Here is a 14,708-nt window from a genome sequence, read left to right on the forward strand (position 1 = left end):
AGCGGGCCACAACGCTGCATCTCACCCGCGCTTTGCCAGAGTCCTCAGCCGCAGCGCATTCAGCTTGATGAAGCCGGCGGCGTCCTTCTGGTCGTAGGCGCCCTGGTCGTCCTCGAAGGTGACGAGCTGGTCGGAGTAGAGCGACTTGGGGCTCTCGCGGCCGATCACCATCACGTTGCCCTTGTAGAGCTTGAGGCGGACGGTGCCTTCCACGTGTTCCTGGCTGCGGTCGATCGCCGCCTGCAGCATCTCGCGTTCCGGCGAGAACCAGAAGCCGTTGTAGATCAGCTCGGCATAGCGCGGCATCAGCTCGTCCTTGAGATGGGACGCGCCGCGGTCGAGGGTGATGCTCTCGATCGCCCGGTGGGCGGTGAGCAGGATCGTGCCGCCGGGGGTCTCGTAGACGCCGCGGCTCTTCATGCCGACGAAGCGGTTCTCGACGAGGTCGATGCGGCCGATGCCGTTGTCGCGGCCAAGGTCGTTGAGCCGCGCCAGCAGGGTCGCCGGCGACAGCGCCTCGCCGTTGATCGACACCGCGTCGCCCTTTTCAAAGCCGATCTCGATCACCGTCGGGGTGTCGGGCGCCTCTTCCGGCGAGATGGTGCGCATGTAGACGTAGTTCGGCGCCTCGACCGCCGGATCCTCGAGCACCTTGCCTTCGGACGAGGAGTGCAGGAGGTTGGCGTCGACGGAGAAGGGCGCCTCGCCCTTCTTGTCCTTGCGACCGGGATCTGGTGCTGCTCGGCGAATTCGATCAGGTCGGTGCGGCTCTTGAGGCCCAGGTCCGCCACGGGGCGACGATCTTGATGTCCGGGTTCAGCGCATAGGCCGACAGCTCGAAGCGGACCTGGTCGTTGCCCTTGCCGGTGGCGCCGTGGGCGATGGCGTCGGCGCCGGTCTTCTTCGCGATCTCGACGAGATGCTTGGAGATCAGCGGCCGCGCGATCGAGGTGCCGAGCAGGTAGACGCCTCGTAGACCGCGTTGGCGCGGAACATCGGGAAGACGAAGTCGCGGACGAATTCCTCGCGCACGTCCTCGACGTAGATCTCCTTGACGCCGAGCATCTCCGCCTTGCGGCGCGCCGGCTCCAGTTCCTCGCCCTGGCCGAGGTCGGCGGTGAAGGTCACGACCTCGGCGCCAAGCTCGGTCTGCAGCCACTTGAGGATGATCGAGGTGTCGAGGCCGCCCGAATAGGCGAGGACAACCTTCTTGATATCGCTCCTGGCGGACATGGGAACTCCGGAAAATGCGGCCGCCGGTGGCGGTCTGGCTGGAAAGGGTCGGCTGAGGGATTAAGCAATCCGGTGCGCGCGCGCAAGCGCTGCGGGGCACGCGGCGGGCATGAAAAACCCCTCCCCTTGAAGGGGAGGGGTGGAAACGGCCCACACGTCACGTCCGGTCGGTCAGACCAGTGCGCCGTGGCAGTGCTTGAACTTCTTGCCCGACCCGCAGGGGCAGGGGTCGTTGCGGCCGGCGCGGGCGAAGGCGGCGGCATCGGCGGCCACGGGCGTGGCACTGAACCGGCCGGCGGCCTCGCCGCGGGCCACCGCCGCGTCGGCCAGCGCCATCTCGTCCTCGCCGGTGAGCGGGTCGATGTGATGGGCCTGGATCATCCGCTCGTCGAGCGGCTCGGGCTCCGCCGGGCGCTCGGCGAGTTCCACCCGCATCAGCTGGGTGGTGACGGCCTGGCGCAGGTTGTTGAGCAGGGCTTCGAACAGGGTGAAGGCCTCGGTGCGGTATTCCTGCAGCGGGTCGCGCTGGGCATAGCCGCGGAAGCCGATCACCGAGCGCAGCGCGTCGAGCGCCGCCAGATGCTCGCGCCAGAGATGGTCGAGGGTCTGGAGCAGGACGGCCTTCTCGATGTGGCGCAGCAGTTCGGACGAGAAGCGGGTCTCGCGCTCGGCATAGGCCTCGTCGGCCGCGTTGGTGAGACGCTCGCGCATCTCCTCGTCGGCGATGCCCTCTTCCTTGGCCCAGTCCTCGACCGGCAGGTCGAGGTTGAGCTGTTCGCGGACGGCGGCGGCAAGGCCGGCGGTGTCCCACTGCTCGGCATAGGCGTTTTCGGGAATGAACCGGGCCACCATCTCGGCGACGACATCGTGGCGCATGTCGCGCACGGTGTCCTCGACGCTCTCCTCGGTCATCAGCTCGATGCGCTGCTCGAAGATGACCTTGCGCTGGTCGTTCATCACGTCGTCGTATTTGAGCAGATTCTTGCGGATGTCGAAGTTGCGCGCCTCGACCTTCTGCTGCGCCTTCTCCAGCGCCTTGTTGATCCACGGATGGACGATCGACTCGCCTTCCTTCAGACCCAGCTTCTGCAGCATGCCGTCCATGCGGTCGGAGCCGAAGATGCGCATCAGGTCGTCCTGGAGCGACAGGTAGAAGCGCGAATGGCCGGGGTCGCCCTGGCGGCCGGAGCGGCCGCGCAACTGGTTGTCGATGCGCCGGCTCTCGTGTCGCTCGGTGCCGATCACGAACAGGCCGCCGGCCTCCAGCGCCTTGCGCTTGAGACGGGCGATGTCCTCGCGGATCTTCGCCTCGGCGGCGGCGCGCTCGGGACCTGCCGGCATGGCGCCGAGCTCGCGCTCGATGCGCATGTCGGCGTTGCCGCCGAGCTGGATGTCGGTGCCGCGGCCGGCCATGTTGGTGGCGATCGTCACCGCGCCGGGCACGCCGGCCTGGCTGATGATGTAGGCTTCCTGCTCGTGGTAGCGGGCGTTCAGGACCTGGAACACGAGTTCGGTCGTGGAGCCCTCGTCGCCGTCGAACAGGACGTTGAAGTCGGCCTGGCGGAAGCCGGCGCGGGTGAGCATCGTCGCCAGCATTTCCGACTTCTCGATCGAGGTCGTGCCGACGAGCACCGGCTGGCTACGGGTCTTGGCCTCGCGGATCGTCTCGACGATGGCGTTGTATTTTTCCTGGACGGTCCGGTAGACCTCGTCGTCGTCGTCGATACGGGCGACGGCGACGTTGGTCGGGATCTCGACGACCTCGAGGCCGTAGATGTCCATGAACTCGTCGGCCTCGGTCGCGGCCGTGCCCGTCATGCCGGCAAGCTTGCCGTACATGCGGAAATAGTTCTGGAAGGTGATCGAGGCGAAGGTCTGGTTCTCCGGCTGGATCTTCACCCGTTCCTTGGCCTCGAGCGCCTGGTGCAGGCCCTCCGAGTAGCGGCGGCCCGGCATCATGCGGCCGGTGAACTCGTCGATGATGACGACCTCGCCGTCCTTGACGATATAGTCCTTGTCGCGCTGGAACAGCTTGTGGGCGCGCAGCGCCTGATTGAGATGGTGGACGATCGAGACATTCTCGATGTCGTAGAGCGAGGCGCCCTTGAGCAGGCCGGCGGCGGCGAGAAGGTTCTCCAGCTTCTCGGTGCCCTCCTCGGTGAAGCTCACCGAGCGCTGCTTCTCGTCGAGGTCGAAGTCGGCCGGGGTGACCGCCGGGATGAACCTGTCGATGGTGGTGTAGAGGTCCGAACGGTCCTCCACCGGGCCGGAGATGATCAGCGGCGTGCGGGCCTCGTCGACCAGGATCGAGTCGACCTCGTCGACGATCGCATAGGCATGGCCGCGCTGGACCATCTGGCCGCGCTCGTATTTCATGTTGTCGCGCAGGTAGTCGAAGCCGAGCTCGTTGTTGGTCGCGTAGACCACGTCGCAGGCATAGGCCGCGCGGCGCTCCTCGTCGGAGAGGCCGTGGACGATCACGCCGGTGGTGAGGCCGAGGAAGCCGTAGATCCGGCTCATCAGCTCGGCGTCGCGCCGGGCGAGATAGTCGTTGACGGTGACGACGTGGACGCCCTTGCCGGGCAGGGCGTTGAGATAGACCGACAGGGTCGCGACGAGGGTCTTGCCCTCGCCGGTCTTCATCTCGGCGATGCCGCCCTCGTTGAGCACCATGCCGCCGATCAGCTGCACGTCATAATGCCGCTGGCCGAGCGTGCGACGCGCCGCCTCGCGCACGGTGGCAAACGCGGGAACGAGCAGATCCTCGAGCTTCTCGCCGCTCGCGAGCCGTTCGCGGAATTCGGCGGTGCGCCCGCGCAGGGCCTCGTCGGAGAGCGCCTTCGTCTCTTCCTCGAGGGCATTGATGGCGGCCACCTGCGGCCGATAGGCCTTGACGCGGCGGTCATTGGCCGAACCGAAGATCTTGCGCGCCAGCGTTCCGAGGCCGACCATGGCGGACCTTTCCCTCATAGGCTCTGCAAGCGGGCCGCATCCCTTCGGGCGCCACTTCGGCCTGATCTCTAGAATTTCATGAAGCAGCCGGGACGGGCGTGCTCCGGCGGTCGCGAGCGCCGGTGGCCGGCGGCGCCACCTTCGGAGATCCTCCGAAGTCATGTCGCCGAGTGCCGACCGCTTTTACGCCCGATTGTCGGGTTCCAATAAGAAAGGTTCCCGTTCGACCGGCCGCTCCGGAGATATGGCGCGCGCCCGGCAATGTCAACGTCGCCGGGATTTCCGCCGCTTCCGGCAACCCGGCCGGCCTTGCCTCTTCCTCGCCAACCGCCGGCGCGCTATAGGCTCGGATCGCAGGGAGCTTCGGCGTCGCCGACGCCGGATGATGTCGGGCGGGATCGTTCGAGAGGAAGCAACAAGCCAGATGACCAAGATCACATTCGCCGGTGCCACGCGCCGTCTCATCCGCCCCGCAGTGCTCGCCGCGCTGCTCGCCGGGATCGCGCTGCCCGCAGCCGCCGCCGACGATCCGGGCAAGATCCTCGCGACGGTCAACGGCCAGAAGGTCACCGTCGGCGAGGTCGACCTCGCCAAGGAGGCCTTCGCCGAGCAGCTGGCCCAGGTGCCGGAAACCGCCCAGCAGGGCATTCTCGTCGACGTGCTGATCGACATGCATCTTCTGGCGAGCGCTGCCGAAGGCGAGGGGCTCGACAAGACCCCGGACTTCGAGGCACGCCTCGGTTTCATGCGCAATCAGGCGCTGCGCAACGCCTATGTGGAAAAGGTCCAGGACGAGGTGTCCGAGGCCGATCTCAAGGCGCGTTACGACAAGGACGTCGCCGGCTACGCCCCGCCGGAGGAAATCCACGCCCGTCACATCCTGGTGAAGACCGCGGACGAGGCGAAGGCGCTGATCGGCAAGCTCGACGCCGGCGAGGACTTCGCCAAGCTTGCGGGCGAATCCTCGCTCGACGGTTCCAAGGCCAACGGCGGCGATCTCGGCTTCTTCACCAAGGGCCAGATGGTGCCGGAATTCGAGACGGCGGCCTTCGCGCTCGAGCCGGGCAGCTACACCAAGGAGCCGGTGCAGAGCCAGTTCGGCTTCCACGTCATCAAGGTGGAAGAGAAGCGCAGCCAGCCGGTGCCGACCTTCGAGGAGGTCGAGGAGCAGGTGCGTCAGGTCGTCGCGCGCGAGCGCTTCGGCGAGGTGATGGCCAAGCTCAAGGCCGACGCGAAGGTCGAGCGCCTGGACGCTGCCCCGGCCGAGGGCGCTGCCCCGGCCGAGGGCGCTGCCCCGGCCGACGGCGCCACGCCGGTGCCGGCGCCCGCGCCGTAATCCTCACCGACGCAGATCAGATCGACGGGCCGGACGTCCTGCGTCCGGCCCGTTGCCGTTTCTCGCGGGCCTCGGCGCGTGTCGCGGGTTTCCGCTCAGGCTTCGGCAAGGCCGGCGAGAAGCGCGCGCACCAGCCGGCGCAGGCGGTCCGCGTCGACGGCAAGCTCGAAGGACAGCAGCCGGCGCCAGGCCAGACCGATCACGCTCTCCCAGACGAGGTCGGCGTCGAGCGTCGCCGGCACGGTGCCCGCCGCCTTGCGGCAGGCGACCCGTTCGACGAACAGCTGGCGCCGGGAATCGATGTAGGCCTTGAGCGCGCGGCGGGCCTCCGGGTCCGACTGGGCCTCGGCGACGATCGCCCGGAAGGTGTCGCCGGAGGCCCCGGTGCTCCAGAAGCGCAGCAGGTGGACGACGAAGGTGACGAGTTCGTCTTCAAGGCTCGCCGCGGGATCGGGCGCCGGCTCGTCCTTCTGGCGGTGGTAGACGTCGAGCAGGAGGGCGGCCTTGGACGGCCACCAGCGGTAGATCGTCGGCTTGCCGGCCCGCGCCCGCCGCGCCACCGCCTCGATCGAGAAGCCGCCATAGCCGGCTTCCAGCAGCAGGGCCTCGGCCGCCTCCAGGATCGCCTCGGAACTCGCCGAGCTGCGCCTTGCGCCGATGGACCGCCGGCCCGCGCAGACGTCGTCGTCCGCGGGGTCCGGCGTCTGCGCCCCATCCTGTTCGTCCATCGATCACACCTCCGTTATCGGTCGGTCTCGACTGTAGCAGAGTGCTTGACGGAACGAAACGGCTCGTTCTATATAACGAAACGGCCCGTATCGTTCTGGCCATGTCGTTCTGGAGTTGCCGTCGATGTCCGCCCTGCGCCATGCCGCTCTTCGCCCTCTTGCCGCATCGCCGGTCGACGCGCCGACGATCGTGGCCGGCGTCCAGGACGGCCGGACCCCCACCCAGCAGACGGGCCAGGCCGAAGGCCAGCCCGCCGCCCGGCTTGCCGTCGTCGCACCGTCCGTTCCGCCGGTTGCCGCCGCCGAGGGCGGGACGCGGTTCTCGCGTCTGCGCTTTGCGTCTCTGGTGCTGGCGGGCGTCTATCCGATCATCACCACGCTGCTCTACGTGGTGCTGCCGCTCACCGACGGCTGGGCGACCTGGCAGCGCACGCTGGTGATCGCCCCGATCATGGTGGGCATCATGGTGTTCGGCCTGATCCCGACCCTGCAGAGCCGTTTTCGCCGCTTCCTGAACGTGCCGAGCTGACGGCCGCATTCGCTCCCTTTCCTCGATCTTTCACCCACAGGCCCGGAACGGTGGCTTGACCGATCGATCGGCTCGCCTCGGTGAAGGATCGGGCGTATGATCCCCCCATTCTCTGTGGGGGAGATCCATCATGAACAGGAAGCTTGCAGCTGAATTCTTCGGGACGTTCTGGCTCGTCTTCGGTGGCTGCGGCAGCGCGGTTCTCGCCGCCGGCTATCCGGCGCTCGGCATCGGCTTTGCCGGCGTGGCGCTCGCCTTCGGCCTGACCGTCTTGACCATGGCCTATGCGGTCGGCGGCATTTCCGGCGGCCACTTCAAACCGGCGGTCTCGCTGGGCCTTGCCGTCGCCGGCCGGTTCAACCGCGCCGACCTCCTTCCCTACTGGGTTGCGCAGGTTCTCGGCGGGTTTGCCGCCGCCGGTGTTCTCTACGTCATCGCCTCGGGCGCGCCGGGCTTCGTCGCCGGCGGTTTCGCCTCCAACGGCTACGGTGACCTGTCGCCCGGCAAATACGGCCTGCTCGCCTGTCTCGTCGCCGAGGTGGTGCTCACGGCCTTCTTCCTGATCGTCATCCTCGGATCGACGGCGAAGGGCGTGCCGGCCGGATTTGCGCCGATCGCCATCGGCCTGTGCCTGACGCTGATCCACCTCGTGTCATCCCGGTCACCAACACGTCGGTCAATCCGGCGCGCTCCACCGCCGTGGCGCTGTTTGCCGGCGGCGGCGCCATGGCGCAGCTGTGGCTGTTCTGGCTGGCGCCGCTCGCCGCGCCGCACTTGGCGGCTATGTCTGGAAGACGCTGCTCGGCGCCGAGCCCGCGGCCACGCCCGACGGTCTCGCGCCCACCGCAGCCTGACGGCAGCGGACGAGGGCGAGCGGCCAGCGTGCAACGGCGCGGGACCGCTCCCCCGTCGCCCGTCGTTCGGGATCGACGGGTCCGATCCGCGGGCCTGAACCACGGCCCGCGGCAAAGAGCTTGCGCGCGCGGCGCTCCTGCGGCACTGGGAAGGTCTCGTGTCCGCTTCGGAGCCGTTCCCGCCATGTCCACCGCCGTCTCGCCGCTCGCGCCCAAGTCCGTTCCCGAGATGCCCGTCGTCGCCGGCGTGCGCTTTGCCACCGCCGAGGCGGGCATCAAGTACAAGGGCCGCACCGACGTGCTGCTGCTCGAGATGAGCGCGGGCACCACGGTGGCGGGCGTCTTCACCACGTCGAAGTGCCCCTCGGCACCGGTCGAATGGTGCAAGGCCAACCTGGCGCAGGGCCGTGCCCGGGCGCTGGTCGTCAATTCCGGCAATGCCAACGCCTTCACCGGCCTCAAGGGCCGCGAGACCGTGCGTATCACCGCCGACATCGCCGCGGCCGCGGTCGGCTGTGCCCCGGAAGAGGTGTTCCTCGCCTCCACGGGCGTGATCGGCGAGCCTCTCGACGCGCAGAAGTTCACCGGCGTGCTCGACGGCGCCGCAGGCCGCCTTGCCGACGGCCCGTGGATCGACCCGGCGAAGGCGATCATGACCACCGACACCTTCCCGAAGCTTGCCACCGCGACCGTCGATCTTGGCGGCGTGCCGGTGGTGATCTCCGGCATCGCCAAGGGCGCGGGCATGATCGCGCCGGACATGGCGACGATGCTGTCCTTCGTGTTCACCGATGCGGCGATCGCCGCCCCAGTGCTCCAGAGCCTGCTCTCGCGTCGGTGACCACCACCTTCAACGCCATCACCGTCGACAGCGACACCTCGACCAGCGACACGCTGATGCTGTTTGCGACCGGCAAGGCGGCCGGCGCCGTGCCGGTCACCGATCCGGCCGATCCGCGGCTGGCCGGCTTTGCCGCCGCCCTGCACGGGGTGCTGCTCGATCTTGCCCACCAGGTGGTGAAGGACGGGGAGGGCGCGCGCAAGTTCGTCGAGGTCACGGTCGAGGGCGCGGTGTCGGACGCCTCCGCCAAGCGCATCGCGCTGTCGATCGCCAATTCGCCGCTGGTGAAGACCGCGGTCGCCGGCGAGGACGCCAACTGGGGCCGGGTGGTGATGGCTGTCGGCAAGGCCGGCGAGCCGGCCGACCGCGACCTGCTGTCGATCTGGTTCGGCGACGTGCGGGTCGCCGTGGAAGGCGCGCGCGATCCGGCCTATTCGGAGGCGGCGGCGACGGCGGTGATGGAGCGCGAGCACATTCCGGTGCGCGTCGCGCTCGGCCTCGGGACCGGCCGCGCAACGGTCTGGACCTGCGACCTCACCAAGGAATATGTCGCGATCAACGGCGACTACAGGAGCTGACCGGCATGGCGGCGGTCGATCTCGTGCGCCGGCTGGAATGCGCGGCGCTCAATGCGCGGCCGGCGGCCTTTCTCGTCATCGACGGCAGCTGGCTGACGCGGGTGACGCCCGGCCATCCTGCCAAGCGGCTGAATTCGCTGACCTGTCTCGATCCGGCTGACGACCGCAACATGCATGCGCGGATGATGCATGCCTTCACGCTGATCGCCTCGCGCGGGCAGCAGCCCTGTCTGCGCCGCACGCCGCTGACGCCGGTCTCGCTCGGCGAACGGATCGAGCTGGCCGGCGCCGCAGGCTTCGACGCGGCCACCGTCGAGATCCTCGACCTGCAGCAGGCAACCTTCGACGAGGATCCCGCGGTGGAGACCAACCCCGCCGACTTCGCCCGCGCGGTCGCCGCCCTGTCGGGCCGGCCCGATCTCGACTGGGCGGGGGTGGAGGCGCTCGGCGCGCGGGTGCTGGTGCCGAGCCTCGACCTCGCGCTGCGCCGCGACGGCGAGATCGTGGCCGCCGGATCGGTGGTGGTCGAGGACGATCTGGCCGGCATCTTCGATCTGGCCGTGGCTCCGCACTGCCGCCGGCAGGGCTACGGCCGGCGGCTGATGTCGGCCATGCTGGCGCGGGCGCGCACGCTCGGCGCGCGGCGGGCCTATCTCCAGGTCATGGCCGACAACGACGCGGCGCTCGGCCTCTATCGGTCGATGGGCTTTCAACCGGTGTACGGCTACGACTATCTGGTGCCGCCGATGTCGCTGGCGGACGAGAGCCGGCTCGGTTCGCACACGGGAGGCCAGGCATGAAGACGCTGCTGCTCGTCGTGGCCTGCGCGCTCGTCGACGTCGACAACCGGGTGCTGATCTCGCAGCGGCCGGAGGGCAAGGCGCTCGCGGGCCTGTGGGAGTTTCCCGGCGGCAAGGTCGATCCGGGCGAGAGCCCGGAGGATGCGCTGGTGCGCGAGCTTGCCGAGGAACTCGGAATCACGGTCGAGAAACCCTGTCTCGCACCCCTGACCTTTGCCAGTTTCGATTACGAAACCTTTCATCTTTTGATGCCACTCTACGTCTGTCGTCGCTGGCAGGGCTTCGTCTCGGGACGCGAGGGACAGGCCGTCAAGTGGGTCAAGGCCCGGGATCTGAGATCCTATCCGATGCCCCCCGCCGACGAGCCCCTGATCCCCCACCTCGTCGACCTCCTGTGACGGCATGTGCTCCGGCGCCGTCGGAGCGTGTCCAACGGACAGCCATCCAGTCGGAACGGCCGCAAGAAGCGCAGGGAAGGCGTGGGCGATGGAGAAGCGGAACTCGGAGGCGCTCCGGCGCGGCAGCACCAGGCTGGTCGCATCGTTTCTCGCCGACACCCGGGCCGCCGTCGCCATCGAATACGGCATTCTCGCCACGATGATCGCGGTCTTCATCCTGTCGATCGCGCTGTTCGGCGAATCCGTGCTGAACAACCTGTTCGAGGTGGTGTCCAGCAACATGGCCGAGAACACGCCCGGCTCGAACTGAGCAGACCGGCCGCCTGACCCGACGCGTCCTCGTCCTCAGATCTTGATTTCCGTCGTCTTCAGCGCATCGGCAAGCCGCGTCTTCGCCGTACCCGGCCGCAGCGGCTTCTGCTGGCTCTCGTGCGGCGCCCATCCGGAGAGCGACACCAGCGTCACCGTCGCCCGCACCCGGCCGTCCGGATCGGAAAACCGCTCCGCATAGATCTCGGCTGCCCGGCCGATCAGCGCCGGCGGCGTGAGTCCGCGCCGGCGTTCGGCGAGGGCATTTCCGGCGCCGAGGACATGCAGTTCCCGCATCAGATGCAGCGGCGTCGCGTAGCGCAGCGTCAGCCGGTCCTGGTCGGCGACCGGCAGGGCGAAGCCGGCGCGTTGCAGCAGCGCGCCCATGTCGCGCACCTCGCCCATCGGGGCTACGCGCGGGCTGACGCCGCCCGTCAGTTCGATCTCGGCGGCGGCCATCGCGTCGCGCAGTTCGGTCAGGCTGTCGCCGCCGACGAGCACGCCGAGGAACAGGCCGTCGGGCTTCAGCGCGCGGCGGATCTGCACCAGCGCGCCTGGAAGATCATTGGCCCACTGCAGGGTGAGCGCCGAGACGACCAGGTCGACGCTGGCGGGCGCCAGCGGCAGCACCTCGTCGTCGACCACGAGATCGGCGGGGTGAGCGCCGTCCGGGCCTGCCGCAAACAGGTCGGCGCGCAGCACCCGGTGGCTCCGTCCGCTGTCGGCCACGGCCCGGGCGAGCGCGTCGGTCGGGCCGCCGATCGCCAGCGCGGTCGGAAATTCGCGCGAGACCGTCGCCAGCCGCTCGGCAACATCGGCCGCAACGATGTCGACGAGGAAGGCGTCTTCGGGCCGACCGCGCGCGATCGCCCGGCGCCGGCGGGCGGCGACGGTGCGGCGGTCGAACAGGCGCGGGGCGTCGGTCATCGGCAAGGGTCCATGGCAGGCGGCCGGCGCGGGCGGTGCGCCGCGGCTCGCGGCTATATGGGCCGGGGAGCGGCACGGGTCAAACGCGCACTGCCTTGCAGGGCCGATCTTGTCTTGCGGTCCGGCCGGCCGCACTCTGGTTCGGAACGGCGAGGGGGGCGTCGATGATCTGGCGGATGGCGGGCCTGCCCGCGGCGGACGGGCCTGACGGGGGAGAGCCGCCGGCGGACGACCTCGGCCGCCGTCTCATCGGGCTTGCGCGCCGCGGAGCCCGCGGCCTGGTCTCCGGCCTCGTCGACATGGCGCTGCCGCCGTCCTGCCCGCTCTGCCGCAGCCTGACGGCCAGCGTCGGCGGTCTGTGCCCGGCCTGCTGGGGGCAGATCCGCTTCATCGAGCGACCCTATTGCGAGCGGCTCGGCACGCCGTTTCCCTATGATCTCGGCGCAGGGGCCCTGTCGGCGCCGGCGATCGCCGACCCGCCGGTGTTCGACCGGCTGCGGGCGGTGGCGATCTTCGACGGCGGGGCGCGCGACCTCGTCCATGATCTCAAATACCGCGACCGCACCGACCTTGCCCCGATGATGGGCGGGCTGATGGCCCGCGCCGGCCGGGATCTGCTGGCCGACGCCGACGTGATCGTGCCGGTGCCGCTGCATCCCTTCCGCCTCTGGCAGCGGCGTTTCAACCAGGCGGCGCTGCTCGGCGCCGAGATCGGCAGGGCGGCGGGAGTTGCGGTCCTGCCGGATGGGTTGCGGCGCGTGCGGCGCACCCGGCGACAGGTCGGGCTGGAGCGCCGCGAGCGGCTCGACAACATGCGCGGCGCCTTCGCGCTGGCCCGCCCCGAGGCGGTGGCCGGCCGGCGCGTGCTGCTGGTCGACGACGTCTACACCACGGGGGCGACGGTGGAGAGCGTCACCCGCATCCTGCGCCGCGGCAAGGCCGCCCGTGTCGACGTGCTCGTCTTCGCGCGGGTTGTCGCCGCCGGGACTTCGTGACTATATCAGGATGGAACAAGGGCTTTTGCAGTGTGGCGGCATGGAGCCGGCGCACACGCGGGGACGCTTGATGGCTGACGTCGTGATCTACACCCGGGACTTCTGCGGCTTCTGCGCGCGGGCCAAGGCGCTGCTCGACGGCAAGGGCGTGACCTACGCCGAACACAACGCCACGGAACGTCCCGCCGCTCGCGCCGAGATGATCCAGCGCTCGGGCCGCAGCACCTTCCCGCAGGTGTTCATCGGCGCCACCCATGTCGGCGGCTGCGACGACCTCTATGCGCTGGAGCGCGCCGGCCGGCTCGACGCGCTGCTGGCGTCCTGAGCCCGCCGCCACCGGAGAGTTGACATCCATGAGCCTCTTTCGCGTTGCCTGCGTGCAGCTTCGCTCGGGCCGCGAGCCCGCCGCCAATCTGGTCGCCACGGAGGCGCTGGTGCGCGAGGCGGCCGGCGCCGGCGCGGCCTATGTCCAGACCCCGGAGATGACCAATCTTCTGGTGCGCTCGCGCGCGGAACTGATGGAGCGGATCGGCCGCGAGGAGGACGACGCCTTCCTTGCCCGCCTGCGCGAGGTGGCGGCCGAACTCGGCATCTTCCTGCATCTCGGGTCGCTGGCGATCCTCGCGGACGACGGGCGGGTGGCCAACCGGGCCTTCGTGATCGCGCCGGACGGGTCGATCGCGGCGCGCTACGACAAGATCCACATGTTCGACGTCGATCTGGCCAACGGCGAGAGCTGGCGGGAATCGGCGACCTACCAGCCCGGCGAGACGGCGGTGACCGTCGATCTCGGCCCGATCGTGGCCGGTCTCGCCATCTGCTACGACGTGCGCTTCCCACATCTGTTCCGGGCCTATGCCAAGGCCGGGGCCGGGCTGCTGACCGCGCCGGCGGCGTTCACCCGCCAGACCGGCGAGGCGCACTGGCATCTCCTGCAGCGCACCCGGGCGATCGAGAACGGCGCCTATGTGGTGACGGCGGCGCAGGGCGGGCGCCACGAGGACGGCCGCGAGACCTATGGCCACAGCCTGATCGTCGATCCGTGGGGCAAGGTGCTTGGCGAAGCGGCGGGCGACGCGCCGGGGATGATCGTGGCCGACATCGACCCGGAGATGGTCGCGACCATCCGCGGCCGGGTGCCCTCGCTGGCCAACGAGCGGGCGTTCGCGGCGCCGGGCGTCCCGGAAGGTGGGTCGGCATGATCCGCTACGCGCTGGTCTGCATCGAGGGGCACGGGTTCGAGGGCTGGTTCCGCTCGTCGGCGGATTTCGACAGTCAGGAGGCGCGCGGCCTGCTGGCCTGCACCCATTGCGGATCGCCACATGTGCGCAAGGCGCTGATGGCGCCGAGGGTGGTGACGCGCGAGGACGCCCGGCCGGTCGTGGCCATGGCGGAGCCGCCTGCGACCGAGGGCGCGGGGGCGGAGCCGCCTGCGCGGGGCCTCGACAACCGGCCGCCGGAACTGGTCGCGGCGTTGCGGGAACTGAAATCGAGGATCACGGAACATGCCGAGGACGTCGGCAAGCGTTTTCCCGAGGAGGCGCGGCGCATCCACTATGGCGAGGCGCCGGCACGCGGCATCTTCGGCGCGGCAAGCGCCGACGACGTACGCGGTCTCCGGGACGAGGGGATCGAGGTGCTGCCGCTGCCGGTGCTGCCGGACGAGCGCAACTGAGACGGCTCGTTGACGTCATCGGCAGGTGGAACAGGGCGACGGAAAGGGCGGCGCGTGGCGCGGCCGGTCAGCCCTTGGCGCCGGAGCGCTTCAGGCTCTTGATCTCGAGCGGGGGCATGCCGGAGCGTTCGGCGATCTCGCGGTCCTGGGCCTGGATCTCGGCGCGGGCCGGCTCGTCGCCGTCAAGGCCGCCGAGGATGTCGGCCGGCACGCGGCGGTTGGACTTGCGCGTCCCGTCTTCGTAGACGACGTCGAAGAGCACGTGATCGGCTCGGGAGCTGGGCTTGCGGGCCATGATCGTGGTCTCGTGGGAAAGGATCTGGGGGGCGGCGGTCGCACGCGGGACCGGCATCGCATCGGGCGAGGCCTGGAAAAGGCGTTCGGGCCCGGAATCGACGGCTGGCCCGTCGATGAAATCCCCGGCCGGGGAGCCCCGGCCGGAGAAAGGTCAGACCGCTCAGGCGGCCTTGAGGTTGGTCGCGCTGGAGCGGCCCGTGCGGCGATCGGCTTCGATTTCGAAGCTGACCTTCTGGCCGTCGGAGAGCGACGACAT

The 14,708-nt window shown here is 69.5% G+C and carries 14 protein-coding genes and 3 pseudogenes; 11 read left to right on the forward strand and 6 right to left on the reverse strand.

Annotation, left to right across the window (positions count from 1 at the left end; all coding sequences use genetic code 11):
- Nucleotides 1-21: 21 nt before the first annotated feature.
- Nucleotides 22-1,233, reverse strand: a pseudogene (locus tag A6302_RS16120) (argininosuccinate synthase).
- Nucleotides 1,234-1,404: 171 nt separating this feature from the next.
- Nucleotides 1,405-4,185 carry a preprotein translocase subunit SecA gene (gene secA, locus A6302_RS16125; RefSeq protein WP_069307900.1) on the reverse strand — a complete coding sequence of 927 codons (2,781 nt, stop codon included), beginning with the start codon at nt 4,183-4,185 and terminating at the stop codon, nt 1,405-1,407.
- Between the two features lie 424 nt (nt 4,186-4,609).
- On the opposite strand from secA, the gene A6302_RS16130 reads away from it, so the two are divergent.
- Complete coding sequence (locus tag A6302_RS16130; RefSeq protein ID WP_069307901.1) at nt 4,610-5,521, forward strand: peptidylprolyl isomerase; 912 nt, start codon at nt 4,610-4,612, stop codon at nt 5,519-5,521.
- A gap of 95 nt (nt 5,522-5,616) precedes the next feature.
- On the opposite strand, the gene A6302_RS16135 is transcribed toward A6302_RS16130, so the two are convergent.
- Complete coding sequence (locus A6302_RS16135) at nt 5,617-6,249, reverse strand: TetR/AcrR family transcriptional regulator (RefSeq protein ID WP_069307902.1); 633 nt, start codon at nt 6,247-6,249, stop codon at nt 5,617-5,619.
- Nucleotides 6,250-6,373: 124 nt separating this feature from the next.
- Here A6302_RS16135 and A6302_RS25870 point away from each other — a divergent pair, with 124 nt between their 5' ends.
- From A6302_RS25870 to A6302_RS16165, 6 genes and pseudogenes are all read left to right on the forward strand, one after another.
- Complete coding sequence (locus A6302_RS25870) at nt 6,374-6,778, forward strand: hypothetical protein (protein WP_342586293.1); 405 nt, start codon at nt 6,374-6,376, stop codon at nt 6,776-6,778.
- Between the two features lie 130 nt (nt 6,779-6,908).
- A pseudogene (aqpZ, locus tag A6302_RS16145) lies at nt 6,909-7,632 on the forward strand (aquaporin Z).
- A gap of 184 nt (nt 7,633-7,816) precedes the next feature.
- Nucleotides 7,817-9,051: pseudogene (argJ, locus tag A6302_RS16150) on the forward strand (bifunctional glutamate N-acetyltransferase/amino-acid acetyltransferase ArgJ).
- Nucleotides 9,052-9,056: 5 nt separating this feature from the next.
- The gene (locus tag A6302_RS16155) at nt 9,057-9,851 is read left to right on the forward strand and encodes a GNAT family N-acetyltransferase (RefSeq protein WP_069307903.1); all 795 of its coding nucleotides are present in this window, start codon (nt 9,057-9,059) and stop codon (nt 9,849-9,851) included.
- Nucleotides 9,848-10,249 (forward strand): 8-oxo-dGTP diphosphatase MutT, encoded by a 402-nt coding sequence (mutT, locus tag A6302_RS16160; protein WP_069307904.1) that lies wholly within the window; start codon nt 9,848-9,850, stop codon nt 10,247-10,249. The genes A6302_RS16155 and mutT overlap by 4 nt, the downstream gene beginning before the upstream one ends.
- Nucleotides 10,250-10,337: 88 nt before the next feature.
- Nucleotides 10,338-10,559, forward strand: coding sequence for a Flp family type IVb pilin (locus tag A6302_RS16165; protein ID WP_069307905.1), 222 nt, complete (start codon nt 10,338-10,340; stop codon nt 10,557-10,559).
- A gap of 35 nt (nt 10,560-10,594) precedes the next feature.
- On the opposite strand, the gene A6302_RS16170 is transcribed toward A6302_RS16165, so the two are convergent.
- Nucleotides 10,595-11,485: a methyltransferase domain-containing protein gene (locus A6302_RS16170; RefSeq protein WP_069307906.1), complete on the reverse strand. Its 891-nt coding sequence runs from the start codon at nt 11,483-11,485 to the stop codon at nt 10,595-10,597.
- A gap of 176 nt (nt 11,486-11,661) precedes the next feature.
- Between A6302_RS16170 and A6302_RS16175 the strand changes: the two genes are divergently transcribed.
- The 4 genes from A6302_RS16175 to A6302_RS16190 all read left to right on the forward strand — a co-directional run bounded on the left by A6302_RS16175 (nt 11,662) and on the right by A6302_RS16190 (nt 14,155).
- Complete coding sequence (locus A6302_RS16175; RefSeq protein ID WP_083255837.1) at nt 11,662-12,480, forward strand: ComF family protein; 819 nt, start codon at nt 11,662-11,664, stop codon at nt 12,478-12,480.
- A 70-nt stretch (nt 12,481-12,550) separates the two neighbouring features.
- On the forward strand, nt 12,551-12,805 hold the full coding sequence (gene grxC / locus A6302_RS16180) for a glutaredoxin 3 (protein WP_069307911.1): 255 nt from the start codon (nt 12,551-12,553) through the stop codon (nt 12,803-12,805).
- 28 nt (nt 12,806-12,833) lie between these two features.
- Nucleotides 12,834-13,682 (forward strand): carbon-nitrogen hydrolase family protein, encoded by an 849-nt coding sequence (locus A6302_RS16185; RefSeq protein ID WP_069307907.1) that lies wholly within the window; start codon nt 12,834-12,836, stop codon nt 13,680-13,682.
- Complete coding sequence (locus A6302_RS16190; RefSeq protein ID WP_069307908.1) at nt 13,679-14,155, forward strand: DUF1178 family protein; 477 nt, start codon at nt 13,679-13,681, stop codon at nt 14,153-14,155. The genes A6302_RS16185 and A6302_RS16190 overlap by 4 nt, the downstream gene beginning before the upstream one ends.
- A gap of 67 nt (nt 14,156-14,222) precedes the next feature.
- Here the strand turns inward: A6302_RS16190 and A6302_RS16195 are convergent, their stop codons facing one another.
- Nucleotides 14,223-14,450, reverse strand: coding sequence for a hypothetical protein (locus A6302_RS16195; RefSeq protein WP_069307912.1), 228 nt, complete (start codon nt 14,448-14,450; stop codon nt 14,223-14,225).
- 162 nt (nt 14,451-14,612) lie between these two features.
- On the reverse strand, nt 14,613-14,708 hold a 96-nt coding region (locus A6302_RS24740), incomplete at its 5' end, for a S1 domain-containing protein (protein ID WP_141703858.1).

Origin of the sequence: Methylobrevis pamukkalensis (assembly GCF_001720135.1) — a bacterium.
Classification (GTDB): Bacteria; Pseudomonadota; Alphaproteobacteria; order Rhizobiales; family Pleomorphomonadaceae; genus Methylobrevis; species Methylobrevis pamukkalensis.

What these genes read in the sequence shown, in the direction of transcription:
- secA (WP_069307900.1), bottom strand. Translation starts at nt 4,185, where the DNA reads ATGGTCGGCCTCGGAACGCTGGCGCGCAAGATCTTCGGTTCGGCCAAT.
- A6302_RS16130 (WP_069307901.1), top strand. Translation starts at nt 4,610, where the DNA reads ATGACCAAGATCACATTCGCCGGTGCCACGCGCCGTCTCATCCGCCCC.
- A6302_RS16135 (WP_069307902.1), bottom strand. Translation starts at nt 6,249, where the DNA reads ATGGACGAACAGGATGGGGCGCAGACGCCGGACCCCGCGGACGACGAC.
- A6302_RS25870 (WP_342586293.1), top strand. Translation starts at nt 6,374, where the DNA reads ATGTCCGCCCTGCGCCATGCCGCTCTTCGCCCTCTTGCCGCATCGCCG.
- A6302_RS16155 (WP_069307903.1), top strand. Translation starts at nt 9,057, where the DNA reads ATGGCGGCGGTCGATCTCGTGCGCCGGCTGGAATGCGCGGCGCTCAAT.
- mutT (WP_069307904.1), top strand. Translation starts at nt 9,848, where the DNA reads ATGAAGACGCTGCTGCTCGTCGTGGCCTGCGCGCTCGTCGACGTCGAC.
- A6302_RS16165 (WP_069307905.1), top strand. Translation starts at nt 10,338, where the DNA reads ATGGAGAAGCGGAACTCGGAGGCGCTCCGGCGCGGCAGCACCAGGCTG.
- A6302_RS16170 (WP_069307906.1), bottom strand. Translation starts at nt 11,485, where the DNA reads ATGACCGACGCCCCGCGCCTGTTCGACCGCCGCACCGTCGCCGCCCGC.
- A6302_RS16175 (WP_083255837.1), top strand. Translation starts at nt 11,662, where the DNA reads ATGGCGGGCCTGCCCGCGGCGGACGGGCCTGACGGGGGAGAGCCGCCG.
- grxC (WP_069307911.1), top strand. Translation starts at nt 12,551, where the DNA reads ATGGCTGACGTCGTGATCTACACCCGGGACTTCTGCGGCTTCTGCGCG.
- A6302_RS16185 (WP_069307907.1), top strand. Translation starts at nt 12,834, where the DNA reads ATGAGCCTCTTTCGCGTTGCCTGCGTGCAGCTTCGCTCGGGCCGCGAG.
- A6302_RS16190 (WP_069307908.1), top strand. Translation starts at nt 13,679, where the DNA reads ATGATCCGCTACGCGCTGGTCTGCATCGAGGGGCACGGGTTCGAGGGC.
- A6302_RS16195 (WP_069307912.1), bottom strand. Translation starts at nt 14,450, where the DNA reads ATGGCCCGCAAGCCCAGCTCCCGAGCCGATCACGTGCTCTTCGACGTC.